General features: G+C 72.1%; 13 protein-coding genes. 4 read left to right on the top strand and 9 right to left on the bottom strand.

Annotated elements, in window-relative coordinates:
* Window positions 1-64: 64 nt before the first annotated feature.
* The 3 genes from ACFYW9_RS08595 to ACFYW9_RS08585 all read right to left on the bottom strand — a co-directional run bounded on the left by ACFYW9_RS08595 (window position 65) and on the right by ACFYW9_RS08585 (window position 2,914).
* Complete coding sequence (locus ACFYW9_RS08595; RefSeq protein WP_351862721.1) at window positions 65-730, bottom strand: response regulator transcription factor; 666 nt, start codon at window positions 728-730, stop codon at window positions 65-67.
* Entirely contained in the window at window positions 727-1,965 is a 1,239-nt protein-coding gene (locus ACFYW9_RS08590) for a sensor histidine kinase (protein ID WP_389146491.1), read from the bottom strand. Before ACFYW9_RS08590 ends, ACFYW9_RS08595 begins: the two co-directional genes overlap by 4 nt.
* Window positions 1,966-2,185: 220 nt before the next feature.
* A complete protein-coding gene (locus ACFYW9_RS08585) occupies window positions 2,186-2,914 on the bottom strand; it encodes a TetR/AcrR family transcriptional regulator (RefSeq protein ID WP_389146488.1) in 729 nt (242 codons plus the stop codon).
* A 227-nt stretch (window positions 2,915-3,141) separates the two neighbouring features.
* On the opposite strand from ACFYW9_RS08585, the gene ACFYW9_RS08580 reads away from it, so the two are divergent.
* Entirely contained in the window at window positions 3,142-3,591 is a 450-nt protein-coding gene (locus tag ACFYW9_RS08580) for a nitroreductase family deazaflavin-dependent oxidoreductase (protein WP_389146485.1), read from the top strand.
* Between the two features lie 305 nt (window positions 3,592-3,896).
* On the opposite strand, the gene ACFYW9_RS08575 is transcribed toward ACFYW9_RS08580, so the two are convergent.
* Complete coding sequence (locus ACFYW9_RS08575; RefSeq protein ID WP_351862717.1) at window positions 3,897-5,153, bottom strand: geranylgeranyl reductase family protein; 1,257 nt, start codon at window positions 5,151-5,153, stop codon at window positions 3,897-3,899.
* 175 nt (window positions 5,154-5,328) lie between these two features.
* On the opposite strand from ACFYW9_RS08575, the gene ACFYW9_RS08570 reads away from it, so the two are divergent.
* Entirely contained in the window at window positions 5,329-6,684 is a 1,356-nt protein-coding gene (locus ACFYW9_RS08570; protein ID WP_351862716.1) for a dipeptidase, read from the top strand.
* A gap of 253 nt (window positions 6,685-6,937) precedes the next feature.
* On the opposite strand, the gene ACFYW9_RS08565 is transcribed toward ACFYW9_RS08570, so the two are convergent.
* The 3 genes from ACFYW9_RS08565 to ACFYW9_RS08555 all read right to left on the bottom strand — a co-directional run bounded on the left by ACFYW9_RS08565 (window position 6,938) and on the right by ACFYW9_RS08555 (window position 9,598).
* Entirely contained in the window at window positions 6,938-7,978 is a 1,041-nt protein-coding gene (locus tag ACFYW9_RS08565) for an NUDIX domain-containing protein (RefSeq protein WP_351862827.1), read from the bottom strand.
* A gap of 131 nt (window positions 7,979-8,109) precedes the next feature.
* Window positions 8,110-8,307, bottom strand: a complete 198-nt coding sequence (locus ACFYW9_RS08560) for a hypothetical protein (RefSeq protein WP_389146479.1) — start codon at window positions 8,305-8,307, stop codon at window positions 8,110-8,112.
* A gap of 337 nt (window positions 8,308-8,644) precedes the next feature.
* On the bottom strand, window positions 8,645-9,598 hold the full coding sequence (locus tag ACFYW9_RS08555; RefSeq protein ID WP_389146751.1) for an ROK family protein: 954 nt from the start codon (window positions 9,596-9,598) through the stop codon (window positions 8,645-8,647).
* Window positions 9,599-9,836: 238 nt separating this feature from the next.
* Here ACFYW9_RS08555 and ACFYW9_RS08550 point away from each other — a divergent pair, with 238 nt between their 5' ends.
* On the top strand, window positions 9,837-10,919 hold the full coding sequence (locus ACFYW9_RS08550) for a LacI family DNA-binding transcriptional regulator (protein WP_351862714.1): 1,083 nt from the start codon (window positions 9,837-9,839) through the stop codon (window positions 10,917-10,919).
* 143 nt (window positions 10,920-11,062) lie between these two features.
* Here the strand turns inward: ACFYW9_RS08550 and ACFYW9_RS08545 are convergent, their stop codons facing one another.
* Complete coding sequence (locus ACFYW9_RS08545) at window positions 11,063-12,367, bottom strand: DUF6986 family protein (protein WP_389146474.1); 1,305 nt, start codon at window positions 12,365-12,367, stop codon at window positions 11,063-11,065.
* Window positions 12,368-12,610: 243 nt separating this feature from the next.
* On the opposite strand from ACFYW9_RS08545, the gene ACFYW9_RS08540 reads away from it, so the two are divergent.
* Window positions 12,611-13,504, top strand: a complete 894-nt coding sequence (locus tag ACFYW9_RS08540) for an endonuclease/exonuclease/phosphatase family protein (RefSeq protein ID WP_389146471.1) — start codon at window positions 12,611-12,613, stop codon at window positions 13,502-13,504.
* 92 nt (window positions 13,505-13,596) lie between these two features.
* Here the strand turns inward: ACFYW9_RS08540 and ACFYW9_RS08535 are convergent, their stop codons facing one another.
* Complete coding sequence (locus tag ACFYW9_RS08535) at window positions 13,597-14,559, bottom strand: electron transfer flavoprotein subunit alpha/FixB family protein (protein ID WP_389146468.1); 963 nt, start codon at window positions 14,557-14,559, stop codon at window positions 13,597-13,599.
* Window positions 14,560-14,594 lie beyond the last annotated feature (35 nt).

Genomic DNA, 14,594 nt, shown 5'->3' with positions numbered 1-14,594 from the left:
CCTCCGACGTGTGCCCGGCGGGGCCTTGCCCCGCCGGGCACACGGCTGTCGACCCGATCGTTCCTCAGCCCAGCCAGCCGGGCCGCACCAGCCCCGACTCGTAGGCGAGCACCACCAGTTGGGCGCGGTCGCGTGCCCCGAGTTTCACCATCGTCCGGCTGACGTGGGTCTTGGCCGTGAGCGGGCTGACGACCAGGCGGCGGGCGATCTCGTCGTTCGAGAGCCCGATGCCGACCAGCGCCATCACCTCCCTTTCCCGCTCGGTGAGTTCGGCCAGGGTCGCGGCCGACTCCGGCTCCTTCGAGCGCGCCGCGAACTCGGAGATCAGCCGGCGCGTCACCCCGGGCGAGAGCAGGGCGTCGCCCTCGACCACCGCCCGTACCGCGCGCAGCAGTTCCTCGGGCTCGGTGTCCTTGACCAGAAAGCCGGAAGCACCGGAGCGGATGGCCTCGAAGACGTACTCGTCCAGCTCGAAGGTGGTGAGCATGACCACCTTCACGTCCCCGAGAGCCGCGTCGCCGGTGATCCTGCGCGTGGCGGCGAGGCCGTCCAGCACGGGCATCCGGATGTCCATCAGGACGACGTCCGGGCGCAGTTCACGCACCGCGCCCACCGCCGCCTCCCCGTCGGCGGCCTCCCCGGCCACCTCGATGTCCGGCTGCGCGTCGAGCAGCGCCCTGAAACCGGCTCTGACCAATGACTGATCGTCGGCGAGCAGTACGCGGATCACCGGTTCTCCTCCTTGGCCTTCCACGGCAGTACGGCCAGCACCCGGAACCCTCCGTCGTCACGCGGACCGGCCTCGATCGTGCCACCCAGCGCGGCCGCCCGCTCGCGCATGCCCGCGAGCCCGTTCCCGCTTCCGCCCGCGTCCGCGCCGGTGGCCGGACCGTCGTCGTCGATCCGCAGCCGCAGCACACCCCGCTCGTGATCGAACCGCACCCGTGCCCGGCGCGACCCCGAATGCCGTACGACATTGGTGAGTGCTTCCTGGACGATGCGGAACGCGGCGAGGTCCGTACCGGGCGCCGGGGCCGGAACCTCACCCTCGATCTCGACCGTGAGACCGGCGCTCGCGGCCTGCTCGACCAGTTCGGGAAGCCGGTCGAGCCCGGGAGCGGGCGCGCGCGGTGCCTCCCCCGGTGTCCTCAGGGTGTCGAGCACCTGCCGGACCTCGCCGAGTGCCTCCTTGCTGGCCGCCTTGATGGTGGTGAGCGCCGTGCGCGCCTGTTCGGGGTCGGAGTCGAGGAGTGCCAGGCCGACGCCCGCCTGGACGTTGATCACCGAGATGCTGTGCGCCAGCACGTCGTGCAGTTCGCGGGCGATCCGCAGCCGTTCCTCGTCGGCGCGCCGCCGGGCGGCCTGCGCGCGCTCGGCCCGCTCACGGCTCCACTGCTCACGGCGCACCCGCACCAGTTCCGACAGGGCCACCACCGCCACGACCCAGGTGGCGATGCCGATCTCCTGCATCCAGGACGGAGGGTGGTCGCCCGTCGGGGGCAGCCGGCGGTACAGCCAGTGGGCGACCAGGAGGTGCCCCGCCCACAGCAGGCCGAGCGCCGTCCAGGCCGCTCTGCGGTGCCCGGCGACCACGGCGCCGAAGCAGCCCACCGCGACGGGGAGGAAGACCGGCCCGTAGGGATAGCCCGCGGCCACATAGACCAGGGCCACCGCCGCCGTGCCGAACACGACGAACACGGGGTGGCGCTGTCGCCAGAGCAGCAGGCCGGAGCCCACCAGCAGGAGCGTCCGGGAGAAGGCGTCCAGCGCGAGCCGGTCGCCGTGCTGGGCGTGGGCCGCGAAGGTGGATCCGATGAGCACGAAGGCGGTCAGCAGCAGCGTGGAACGCCACGGCCATCGCGCGCGGCGCCCCTCGTCGTCCCAGCGGTCCCGCCCGTGCGGCCCGTGCCACCATCGCGACGGACCGCCCCACGCCGGTGCCGCGGGTGTGTGCTGCTCTTCCATGGCCGTCACGCTAGACGGCCGACCGCGGCGGCGGCGTCCACCGGGCGAGGTGATCACCCGTACTCCCCACGGAGTACGACGCCGTCGAGGCCCGGCTGCGCCGAGGGCGGCCTGCCACGCCGAAGGCGACGGCCCGGACCACAGCGAGGCCGACCCGGCCTCCGTCGAGGGCGGCCCGGCCGGCACCTACGGCGGCCCCGCAACGTCGAAGAAGGCCCCTCTACGCCGAAGGCGGCCCGGCGGCGGTCCCGCCCGGCTCCGGGTACACCAGCCCCACCTCGTGAGCGAGCCGTTCCACGGCGTGGCGGAAGAACGGCTCGCGGTCCTCCACGACCCGGTTGAACTGGCCGAACAGTTCGAACCCGATCAGCCCGTAGAGCTGCGCCCACGAGGCCACCAGCGCCACCACCACCTCGGCCGGCAGATCGGGCGCGAGGTCGGCGGCCATCCGCCGCGCCTCGGCCTTCAGTCCGACGGGCAGCGGCGTACGGGCCACACCCTTGCCCCGGTACGCGTCCCGGACGACCCCGATCAGGAGCAGGCCGACCCGGGAGGCGGACGGAACGGTCTCCTGCGGTGCGACGTACCCGGGGACGGGCGAGCCGTAGATGAGCGCGTACTCGTGCGGATGCTCCAGCGCCCAGCGTCGCGCCGCCGTGCACACGGCGATCCAGCGCTCCCGGGAGCCGGCGGCGGCCACCTCGGCGTGCGCCGACTCGGCCGCCTCGCCCAGGGAATCGTAGGCGTCGATGATGAGCGCGGTCAGCAGGTCGTCCCGGCTGGGGAAGTACCGGTAGAGCGCGGAGGAGACCATCCCCAGCTCGCGGGCGACGGCCCGCAGGGAGAGTTTGGCGGCGCCCTCGGCGGCGAGCTGTCTGCGCGCCTCGTCCTTGATGGCCGCCGTGACCTCGATCCTGGCTCGGGCACGTGCCCCTCGCGCGGTACTCATACGGTGCAGTGTCCCATGTTTTCAGAGCAGTGCACACAAACGAGAGCAGCGATCCGAAAGTGGATCGATGCTCCACTTCATGATCGGCAGCAACAAACGAGAGCAGCGAACAAAAACGAGAGCACTGCTCTTGCATTGGATCACCGATCCGATGCAGACTCTTCTCAAGCGAGAGCGGTGCTCACAAAACAGATCGGCGCTCTCAACACACGCCCCGAGAGGTAACCGTGTCCACACACGTCCAGAAGCCCGGCTGGTTCACCGTCAACGTCTTCAACCGTGCCGTGGCCTGGATCACCAGGCGCGGACTCAGTGTCTGGGGCTCACGCGTCCTGGCCGTCCGGGGCCGCAAGAGCGGCGAATGGCGGACGACCCCGGTCAATCTGCTCATCGTGGACGGTGAGCAGTACCTCGTCGCACCCCGCGGCCATGTCCAGTGGACGCACAACATGCGGGCGGCCGGCGGAGGCGAGCTGCGCCTCGGCAAGAAGGTCGACACCTTCACCGCCGTGGAGGTGACCGACGACGACAAGGTGTCGCTGCTGCGCGCCTACCTCAAGCGCTGGAAGGCCGAGGTCGGCGTCTTCTTCGGCGGCGTCGGCCCCGACTCGCCGGACGAGGAACTGCGGCGCATCGCCCCCGACCACCCGGTCTTCCGGATCACGGTCACGAGCTGACACCGCCACGCCCTCAGGACCTGTCCGACGATGCCCTTCGGCTTCGCGATGCCCTTCGGCTTCGCGATGCCCTTCGGGCGACGACGGGAATCGTCGGACGGGGCCTTGGGCTAGTGCCGCGGCAGGCAACGTTCGCCCCGTCGCGACGCCCGGCACGCTCCCCCAAGCTCTCCGAGCAGGGGGCACCCCCACTCGCCGCACCGGCCGAAAGCCCAAGTACGTCCAGTACGAGGACTTCCGGCCGGCACACCGAGAGCACGCACCGGACGTCGCTCCTTGACGGGCAAACGTTGCCTGCCGCGGCACTAGTCCCCGGCTCCTTCAGCCGCCTGGGGCCGGCGGTCGAGGGCCGTCAGGGCCCGCCCGACCGTCGGGTGGGTCCGGATGATCTCCCCGAGCGTGGTGGAGCCCCGGGTGATCCCGGTGAAGGCCTTCCACACCGGGCGCAGGCCGGTGAGCCCCGCGTGGAACATGCCGGGGCGGCGCTCGAAGGCGCCGAGCAGGCGCTTGCCGACGCTCATCTCGACACCGAGCCCCGCCTTGATCGCGAAGGCGTAGTTCAGTGCCTGCCGCCGCGCGTCCACGGCGTCGTGCGACTCGGCGATCCGTACCGCCCACTCGCCCGCGAGCCGACCGGAGCGCAGCGCGAACGAGATGCCCTCACGGGTCCAGGGTTCGAGCAGTCCCGCCGCGTCGCCGCAGACGAGCACCCGGCCCCGCGACAGCGGCGAGTCGTCGGCTCGGCACCGCGTCAAGTGGCCCGAGGAGATGGACGGTTCGAAGCCGGCCAGGCCGAGCCGGGCGATGAAGTCCTCCAAGTACCTCTTGGTGGCGGCGCCTTCACCGCGCGCGGAGATCACGCCGACGGTGAGCGTGTCCCCCTTGGGGAAGACCCATCCGTAACTCCCGGGCATGGGGCCCCAGTCGATCAGGACGCGCCCCCGCCAGTCCTCGGCGACCGTCTCCGGCACCGGGATCTCGGCCTCCAGGCCGAGATCGACCTGGTCGAGCTTCACGCCGACGTGCGCTCCTATCCGGCTGGCGCTGCCGTCGGCACCCACCACCGCCCGCGCCAGGACGGTCTCGCCGCCCTGAAGGACCACGGCCACGGTGCGCCGGTCCGGCACCGCCGAACCGTGCTGCTCGACGCGGGAGACCGTGGCACCCGTACGCAGCTCGGCACCCGCCTTCTGCGCGAACTCGACGAGCTGCTGGTCGAACTCCGGACGGTTGATCAGCCCGAACAGCATGTGCCGGGACCGCCTGGTGCGGGCGAACCGGCCGTCCATCGAGAAGGTGACCGCGTGCACCCGGTCCCTGAACGGCAGCTCGAAGCCGGGGGGCAGCGCGTCGCGCGAGGGGCCGATGATGCCGCCGCCGCATGTTTTGTAGCGGGGCAGTTCGGCTTTCTCCAGCAGCAGGACGCTGCGTCCCGCGACCGCTGCCGCGTAGGCGGCCGACGCACCCGCCGGCCCTCCACCGACGACCACGACGTCCCACACCCGCTGTTCGTCGTCCGCCGTACGCCGCTCGTCGTCCGCCGAAGAGTTCTCGCTGCTCACGTTGGTCTACTGCTCCCAGTCCAGCCGTTGCCGCACCTGTCCCCCGCATCCTACGGCGGGCGTCGCCGCAGGCCGCTGTGGGAGGATCGGCAACGGATGCGTCCTGTACACCAGTCCGCATCACTCGATCATCTGTACACAGAAGTACAACGTCGCACCTACAAGGAGCGTGCCCATGTCGTCGAATCCGGTCGCCGAGACCGTCGCCTCGCTCATGCCCCGGGCGAAGGCGGAACTCACCGAGCTGGTGGCTTTCAAGTCGGTGGCGGACTTCGACCAGTATCCGAGGAGCGAGAGCGAGGGCGCCGCGAACTGGATCGTCGAGGCGCTGCGCTCCGAGGGCTTCCAGGACGTGGCACTGCTCGACACCCCGGACGGCACGCAGTCGGTGTACGGCTACCTGCCGGGCCCCGAGGGCGCGAAGACGGTCCTGCTGTACGCGCACTACGACGTGCAGCCGCCGCTGGACGAAGCGGCCTGGACGACGCCTCCGTTCGAGCTGGTGGAGCGCGACGGCCGCTGGTACGGACGCGGCAGCGCCGACTGCAAGGGCGGTGTCGTCATGCATCTGCTGGCGCTGCGCGCCCTGAAGGCGAACGGCGGCGTCCCGGTGCACGTCAAGGTCATCGTCGAGGGTTCGGAGGAGCAGGGCACCGGCGGTCTGGAGCGGTACGCCGAGGAGCACCCGGAGCTGCTGACCGCCGACACCATCGTCATCGGCGACGCCGGCAACTTCCGGGCGGGCCTGCCGACGGTCACCGCGACCCTGCGCGGCATGACCCTCGTACGGGTGCAGGTGGACACCCTCGAGGGGAACCTGCACTCGGGCCAGTTCGGGGGTGCGGCGCCCGACGCGCTGGCCGCGCTGATCCGCGTCCTGGACTCGCTGCGGGCGAAGGACGGTTCGACGACCGTGGACGGTCTGGCGGGCGAGGCCGCGTGGGACGGGCTTCAGTACGAGGAGCAGGCGTTCCGTGAGGACGCCAAGGTGCTCGACGGGGTGGAACTCATCGGCTCCGGCACGGTCGCCGACCGCGTCTGGGCGCGTCCGGCCGTCACGGTGCTCGGGATCGACTGCCCGCCGGTCGTCGGCGCGACCCCGTCGGTGCAGGCGGGCGCCCGTGCGCTGATCAGCCTGCGGGTGCCGCCGGGCATGGACGCGGTCGAGGCGACGAAGCTGCTGGAGGCGCACATCGAGGCGCACACGCCGTGGGGCGCGCGGGTGAGCACCGAGCGGATCGGACAGGGCCAGGCGTTCCGCGCCGACACGTCCAGCCCCGCGTACGCGTCGATGGCCGAGGCCATGGCGGTCGCCTACCCGGGCCAGGAGATGCAGTCGGCGGGCATGGGCGGCTCGATCCCGCTGTGCAACACGCTGGCCTCGCTGTACCCGGAGACGGAGATCCTGCTCATCGGCCTGAGCGAGCCGGAGGCGCAGATCCACGCGGTGAACGAGAGCGTCTCGCCGGACGAGCTGGAGCGTCTGTCGGTCGCCGAGGCGCTGTTCCTGCGGAACTACGCGGCGAGCTGATCGTCCCCGGACGAGGCAAGGGCCCTCGTCGGCGTGCGAGGGCCCTTGCCCTGTCCGGTCGTTCACCGCGAGAGCTCCCATGAAGGACCCATGGGTCACCTCGGCGAAAATCGGCCCGGTGGAGGTCACCTCGGCGGAAGTCGGCTCGGCGTCCGTCGACGGGACCGACGGGACCGACGGGGTCATGCCGATGAAAGCCGCGGTACGGAAGCTACGGTGCGGGAAGCCGTCGCACCGGCGGTACGGGCCGGTGTCAGCCGAGCGGCACACCGGCCTCCAGGTACAGCGCCGCGCCGCGCTCACGGGCCCGCAGAGCCCAGCGGAGCCGTTCGTAGCGCACGGGCGGCAGCAGGTCGGCCGCCTCCTGCTCGGTGACGAAGCGCCAGCCACGGAGTTCCGGTCCCGGTAGCAGGAGCCCCCGGACGGCCTGTTCGTCGAGGTGTCCGCCGTCGAACAGGAGCCGCAGACCGCCGTAACCGGGCGGTGCGGGCGATTCCCAGTCGACGACGAGCAGCGTGGGCACCTCGTCGAGGGTGATGCCGGTCTCCTCGGTGACCTCGCGCATGCCCGCGCGGGCGGGGGCCTCCCCGGCCTCGACGACCCCGCCGGGGAACTCCCATCCCGCCTTGTAGGTGGGGTCGACGAGCAGGACCCGGTCGTTCTCGTCGAAGAGGAGCACTCCGGCGGCGACCGTCTCGGCGGTGGGTTCGGGAGTCTGCACGATGTCGCACACGGGTGCCTGCCCGGTGCGTACGGCCTCGGCGACGCGCAGGGCGGTGTCGTACGGGGTGAGCGTGCTGGTGTCGACGGGGTGGGCGTCGGCCGTCAGCCAGGGGAGCGCGGCCCGGTAGGGCTCGATGTGGTCGTAGGACCACTGGCGCACCCGCATCTCTCCGTCGGGCAGGTCCGGAGGCACCTCCCGCCCGGCTATTCGCTCCCGCAGGATCGTTTCCGCCGGGGCGAGAAGCACATGGCGTACGGGAATCCGGCGCGCGGCGAGCCCGCCGAAGATCTCGTCGCGGTACTCCTGGCGCAGCAGGGTCATGGGGACGACGAGGACGCCGCCGAGCTCGGAGAGCAGGGCGGCCGCGGTGTCGACCACGAGCCGGCGCCAGATCGGCAGGTCCTGGTAGTCGCCGACCTCGGCGAGGTGCTTGGCCGGGAGCAACTGCGTGAGTGTGCCCCCGATGACCTCGGGGTCGAAGAGCGTGCTGTTCGGGATCAGCTCGATCAGTTCCCGTGCGGTGGTGGTCTTCCCCGCACCGAACGCACCGTTGATCCAGACGATCACGATTCCCCCTCTTCTGCTGGACCCCTGAGGCTTGCCCGCTCCACCCTGCCACGGAAACCAGCCGCTGATGAGGGCGCCGGCAAGGCGACGCCGGTGCCCCCGTGACGGGGACACCGGCGTGACGCGGCGGTCCTTCAGCCGTTCTGGTCGCCGAGGGTGCCCTCGGCGACCGCCAGGCCGTCGGTACCGGCGGTGTGATCGACCGAGCTGAGCGTGTCGTTGGCGTTCAGATCGCTCAGGGTGTCCACGCTCAGGGCGTGGGACGGGGTGATCGCCGCGACGACGAACCCGGTGGCGAGGGAGGCGATGGCGAGCATGCTGCGCTTCTTCATGCCCGGTTCAACTACGAAGGCCGGACGGAGTCACGGTGCACCGGCCACGTTCATCCGGACATCTCCACCGCGAACCGTGCCCGGGCACCACCAGATCAGACCCGAGCCAAACCCGACACCTCCAGGTCGGATCCGAGCCCAACCCGACTCCTCCCGCTCACGCCCGAGCCCAACCCGACACCACCAGGTCACGCCCCACCCCACCGGATCAGACGCGGGCCGCAGCCCGAGGCCACCGCACCACACGCACGCGTGACAGGCCCGAGGCCGCCGCACCACAGGCGTGACGAGCTCAAGGCCACCGGATCAGACGCGTGACAGGCCCGACCCCACCGGATCAGACGCGGGCCGCAGCCGAGCGCGACCTGCGGGTGAGCGCGGCCGCGGCCGCGCCGACCAGCCCGGCGTCGGTGCCCATCAGCGCGGGCGTCACGGTCAGCCGCTGGACGAAGGACAGCGTCGCGTAGTCGGCCAGGGCCCGGCGCAGCGGTGCGAGGAGCACGTCGCCCGCCTTGCCCACTCCCCCGCCGATCACGGCGATGTCGATCTCGACCAGGGTCGCGGTCGCCGCGATGCCCGCGGCGAGAGCCTTCGCGGCCCGCTCGAAGGAGGCCACGGCGACCGGGTCACCGGCGCGGGCCGCTTCGGCGACCGCCGCGGCCGAGGTGTCGCCGTCGGGACCGGGCTGCCAGCCCGCCTCCAGCGCACGGCGGGCGATGTTCGGGCCGCTGGCGATGCGCTCGACGCAGCCCCTGGAGCCGCAGGGGCAGGGATCGCCGTCCAGGTCGACACTGATGTGCCCGATGTGGCCCGCGTTTCCGGTGGGGCCCGCGTGGAGCTGCCCGTTCAGGACGAGCCCGCCGCCCACGCCGGTGGACACCACCATGCACAGGGCGTTGTCGTGGCCGCGGGCGGCGCCCTGCCAGTGTTCGGCCGCGGTGATCGCGACGCCGTCGCCGATCAGCTCGACGGGCAGTCCGCCGGCGGCCTCGGAGGCCCGCTCGACCAGCGGGTAGCCCCTCCAGCCGGGGACGTTGACGGGGCTCACCGTGCCCGCGGAGGCGTCCACCGGCCCGGCGCTGCCGATGCCCAGGGCTCCGGCCCCGCTCCACAGCGGGGAGACCGCGAGCTCACCGATGACGTCCTCGACGGCGCGCATCACGGTGTCGCCGTCCTCCTTGGCCGGCGTCGGGCGCTGCGCGCGCAGGAGAATCCGGCCGTGGCCGTCCACCAGCGCTCCGGCGATCTTGGTGCCGCCGATGTCGAGCGCGGCCACGAGGTCGGTGTGCATCAGTTTCAGGTCTCCCATGGGGTGTCGTGACGGGCCCGCCGCGCCGCGGGTCCGGGGTCTCCGGCCGGGAAGGGTTCAGGATCGGGCCCCGTCGTACGCCGCGCGGGGTGCGCCGACGGACCACGGGGACCGTGCGCCCTGGGGAAGACGCAGGCCGGAGATTGCGGTGGACAGTGTCTCCCGCATCTGACAACGTTGTCCAGGCTCTATGCTCGACGCCACATCCTCATACAACCCCATGGACCTACGCATCCCCGTGGACGACAGGACAGGACAGCACATCGTGGCCGAGACCACCCGCCGATCCGAGAACCGCTACGGAAACCGTCCGACCATGAAGGACGTGGCGGCGCGTGCCGGAGTCGGCCTCAAGACGGTCTCCCGCGTGGTCAACAGCGAGCCCGGGGTCACCCCGGACACGGAGCGGCGCGTCCAGGAGGCCATCGAGGCGCTGGGCTTCCGCCGCAACGACAGCGCCCGGGTGCTGCGCAAGGGCCGTACCGCGAGCATCGGGCTGGTCCTGGAGGACCTCGCGGACCCGTTCTACGGGCCGCTGAGCCGCGCGGTCGAGGAGGTGGCCCGGGCGCACGGAGCCCTGCTGATCAACGGTTCCAGCGCGGAGGACCCGGACCGCGAGCAGGAGCTGGTCCTCGCGCTGTGCGCGCGCCGTGTGGACGGGCTGGTCGTGATCCCGGCGGGCGACGACCACCGCTATCTGGAGCCGGAGATAAAGGCGGGCGTGGCCACGGTCTTCGTGGACCGCCCGGCCGGGCGGATCGACGCCGACGTCGTCCTGTCGGACAGCTTCGGCGGCGCCCGGGACGGTGTCGCCCACCTGATCGCCCACGGCCACCGCCGGATCGGCTTCATCGGTGACATGCCCCGCATCCACACCGCCGCCGAGCGGCTGCGCGGTTACCGGGCCGCGATGGAGGACGCCGGGATACCGGTCGAGGACGACTGGATGTCCCTGGGTGTCACCGATCCGCAGCGGGTGCGCAAGGCGGCCGAGGACATGCTGTCCGGCCCCTCCCCCGTCACCGCGGTCTTCGCGGGCAACAACCGGGTCACCGTGACCGTCGTCCGGGTCATCGCCGAGCGCGGCCGCCCCGTCGCCCTCGTCGGATTCGACGACATCGAGCTCGCCGACCTCCTGGAGCCCGGGGTCACCGTCGTCGCCCAGGACGCCGCCGCCCTGGGCCGCACCGCCGCCGAGCGCCTGTTCCGCCAGCTCGACGGCGGCCTCATCGCCCCGGAACGCATCGAACTCCCGACCCGCCTGATCACCCGCGGCTCGGGGGAACTGCCGCCGGCGCGTTGAGCGACGGCTTCCGGCCGAACGGGGGACGGACCCGCCCGCTCGGGCCCGGGGAACCCCGCCCGCTCGGCCCGGGGAGTGCCTGAGCCCCACGCGCGTTTCCGGGAACCCCAACGGCGGGACGAGTCACCGGCCAGGGCGTGTCGTTACCGGCCCGGCGCGGTCGGATCCCCCCGACGCGGCCGGGCGAACCCCTCCAGCTCGTGTCGGGTCAGGCCCGACTCGCGGGTCACCTCCGTCGGCGTCAGGGCGCCGCAGTCCAGGCCGCGGAGGAGGTAGCCGCTGAGGGCCTTGGCCGTGGCGGGTTCGTCCATGACGTCGCCGGAGGCGTGGCCGGCGTAGCGGGAGAGGCGGGCCGCGGCCTGTTCGAAGCCTTCGCGGTAGAAGGCGAAGACGGCCGCGTAGCGGGTCGGGATGTGGGCGGGGTGCATGTCCCAGCCCTGGTAGTAGGCGCGGGCCAGGGCGCGGCGGGTGAGGCCGTAGTGCAGGCGCCAGGCGTCGTGGACCTTCTCGGTGGGGCCGACGGGCAGGACGTTGGTGGAGCCGTCCGAGAGGCGTACGCCGGTGCCGGCGGCCGCGACCTGCATGATCGCCTTGGCGTGGTCGGCGGCCGGGTGGTCGCTCGACTGGTAGGCGGCGGAGACGCCGAGGCAGGCGCTGTAGTCGAAGGTGCCGTAGTGCAGTCCGGTGGCGCGGCCCTCCGCGGCCTGGATCATGCGGGCGACGGTGGCCGTGCCGTCCGTGGCGAGGATGGCCTGGCTGGTCTCGATCTGGATCTCGAAGCCGATCCGGCCGGGTGCCAGACCGCGGGCCTTCTCGAACTCCTCCAGGAGCCTGACCATCGCGGTGACCTGCCGCGCGTACGTCACCTTGGGCAGGGTGAGGACGAGCCCCTCGGGCAGGCCGCCCGCCTCCATCAGGCCCGTCAGGAAGATGTCGAGGGTGCGGATGCCCCGGTCGCGGACCGGCGCCTCCATGCATTTCATGCGGATGCCCATGTACGGGGCCGCGGTGCCGTTCTCGTACGCCTCGGCGATCAGCCGGGCCGCGCGGGCCGCCGTCGCGTCCTCCTCGGCGTCCGGGCGCGGGCCGTAGCCGTCCTCGAAGTCGACGCGCAGGTCCTCGACGGGTTCGCGCTCCAGCTTGGCGCGTACGCGGTCGTACACGGGCCCGGCGAGTTCGCCGGTGAGGCCGAGGACGGCGGCGAAGGAGGCGGCGTCGGGGGCGTGTTCGTCGAGGGCGGCGAGGGCGCGGTCGCCCCAGGCTCGGACGGTGTCGGCGGCGAACGCGTCTCCGGGGACGTACACGGTATGGACGGGCTGACGGGTGCCGGGGTCTCCTGGATAGCGGCGCTCCAGCTCGGCGTCGACGGGGGCGAGGGAGGCGCCGACCGCTTCGGTGACGGCGCCCGGGAGGGTCGTCGCCACCTTCTCCTGCTGACCCTGACCCATCCGGCACCCTCCTGTTTTCCGCAGTACGGAATCAACAATCCGTTGAATGAAGTTATCCGGCGGGCTTCCCGCGGGTCAACACCTTCTTGGACCGCGGGACACGCCGCGGCCCCGCCACGTTCACTCCCGTCCCGGTCTCCCGGGACAGAATCCCGTCCCGGCCGCCCGGGACAGACGTTCCCGGTTCCTTCTTCCCCTCCCGTGGTGCGCGCCCCATCCTGACTCGCGAGCGAAGGAGCACACGTGCCCGACTCCAGCAGAGTGACCAGACGCACGGGGCTCAGAAACGCGGTGGCCGCCGCCGTCGCCCTGCCCCTGCTCACCACCGCACGGGCCTCCGCCACCCGACGCCCCCGTCCCCGTCTCGACGTCATGACCTACAACCTGCGCTTCGCGAGCGCCGTGGAGCCCAACAGCTGGGCGGTGCGCCGTCCGGTGATGCGTGAGCTGCTGCGCCGTACGCGGCCTCACGTCATCGGCACCCAGGAAGGCCTCTACCAGCAGCTGCTCGACATCGAGGCCGACCTCGCGCCGCACTACGAGTGGATCGGCACCGGCAGGGAGGGCGGCAGCGGCGACGAGTCCATGGCGCTCTTCTACGACACCCGGCGTCTGGCCCCGCTGGAGCACGACACGTTCTGGCTCTCCGACACTCCCCGGGTGATCGGCTCGAACACCTGGGGCGCCGCGCTCCCCCGCATCGCCACCTGGGTGCGCTTCCGCGACCTGGCGGACGGCGGACGGCGGTTCCACGTCCTCAACACCCACCTGGACCACGCGAGCCAGTACGCGCGGGTACGGGCCGCCGCTCTCGTCGCCGAGCGGATCGCGGAGTTCGATCCGTCCCTGCCGTGCCTGGTGACCGGCGACTTCAACGCGGCGGCGCACCGGAACGAGGTCTACGACATCCTGCTGGGCGCCGGGCTCACCGACACCTGGGACACGGCCGCCGGGCGGAGCAGGCTCTACGCGACCTTCCACGGCTACGCGCCGCTGACGCCGGACGGCGACCGCATCGACTGGATCCTCGCGGGCCCCGGCGTCGAGGTGCACCGGGCGTCGATCGACACCTTCTCGCTGCACGGCCAGTTCCCGAGCGACCATCTGCCGGTACGGGCCTCGCTGACCCTGGGATGAGATGAAGGGGGCCGGTGGCGGGACGCTCCCGGGATGCGCGAAGGCCCCCGCGACCGGTGCGGTCGCGGGGGCCTTCGTCAGCGCTGCGGGGATCAGCCCTTGCGGGTGTTGATCTCCTCGGTGAGCTGGGGGACGACGTCGAAGAGGTCGCCGACCACTCCGTAGTCGACCAGGTCGAAGATCGGCGCCTCGGCGTCCTTGTTGATCGCCACGATCGTCTTCGAGGTCTGCATGCCGGCGCGGTGCTGGATGGCGCCGGAGATGCCGGAGGCGATGTAGAGCTGCGGCGAGACGGACTTGCCGGTCTGGCCCACCTGGTTGGTGTGCGGGTACCAGCCGGCGTCGACCGCGGCACGCGAGGCACCCACGGCGGCACCGAGCGAGTCGGCGAGGTTCTCGATGACCGAGAAGTTCTCGGCGCCGTTGACGCCACGGCCGCCGGAGACGACGATCGCGGCCTCGGTCAGCTCGGGGCGGCCGGTCGAGGCGCGCGGGGTGCGGGCGGTGACCTTGGTGCCGGTGGCCTTGTCGGAGAAGGTGACCGCGAGGGCCTCGACGGCGCCGGCGGCCGGGGCGGCCTCCACGGCGGCCGAGTTCGGCTTGACCGTGATGACCGGGGTGCCCTTGGAGACACGGGACTTGGTGGTGAAGGAGGCGGCGAACGCGGACTGCGTGGCCACCGGACCCTCGTCACCGGCCTCCAGGTCGGTGGCGTCGGTGATGATGCCCGAGCCGATGCGGACCGCGAGGCGGGCCGCGATCTCCTTGCCCTCGGCGGAGGACGGGACGAGCACGGCGGCCGGGGAGACGGCGTCGTACGCGGCCTGGAGAGCGTCCACCTTCGGCACGACGAGGTAGTCGGCGTACTCGGCGGCGTCGTGCGTGAGGACCTTCACCGCGCCGTGCTCGGCGAGCGCGGCGGCGGTGTTCTCGGCACCGGAGCCGAGGGCGACGGCGACGGGCTCGCCGATACGGCGGGCCAGCGTCAGCAGTTCGAGGGTGGGCTTGCGGACGGCACCGTCCACGTGGTCGACGTAGACGAGAACTTCAGCCATGGGAATGCACTCCTGCGGATTGCGAAGTCTGAGGG

This window comes from Streptomyces sp. NPDC002698 (assembly GCF_042888945.1).
Classification (GTDB): domain Bacteria; phylum Actinomycetota; class Actinomycetes; order Streptomycetales; family Streptomycetaceae; genus Streptomyces.
Note: the sequence above shows the minus strand (reverse complement) of the source record. Positions and strands in the feature narration are given on the sequence as shown.

Bases quoted from the DNA above. Each gene is read 5' to 3' on its own strand.
- ACFYW9_RS08590 (WP_389146491.1), bottom strand. From the start codon at position 1,965: ATGGAAGAGCAGCACACACCCGCGGCACCGGCGTGGGGCGGTCCGTCG.
- ACFYW9_RS08585 (WP_389146488.1), bottom strand. From the start codon at position 2,914: ATGAGTACCGCGCGAGGGGCACGTGCCCGAGCCAGGATCGAGGTCACG.
- ACFYW9_RS08570 (WP_351862716.1), top strand. From the start codon at position 5,329: ATGTCGTCGAATCCGGTCGCCGAGACCGTCGCCTCGCTCATGCCCCGG.
- ACFYW9_RS08560 (WP_389146479.1), bottom strand. From the start codon at position 8,307: ATGAAGAAGCGCAGCATGCTCGCCATCGCCTCCCTCGCCACCGGGTTC.
- ACFYW9_RS08555 (WP_389146751.1), bottom strand. From the start codon at position 9,598: ATGCACACCGACCTCGTGGCCGCGCTCGACATCGGCGGCACCAAGATC.
- ACFYW9_RS08550 (WP_351862714.1), top strand. From the start codon at position 9,837: ATGGACCTACGCATCCCCGTGGACGACAGGACAGGACAGCACATCGTG.
- ACFYW9_RS08545 (WP_389146474.1), bottom strand. From the start codon at position 12,367: ATGGGTCAGGGTCAGCAGGAGAAGGTGGCGACGACCCTCCCGGGCGCC.
- ACFYW9_RS08535 (WP_389146468.1), bottom strand. From the start codon at position 14,559: ATGGCTGAAGTTCTCGTCTACGTCGACCACGTGGACGGTGCCGTCCGC.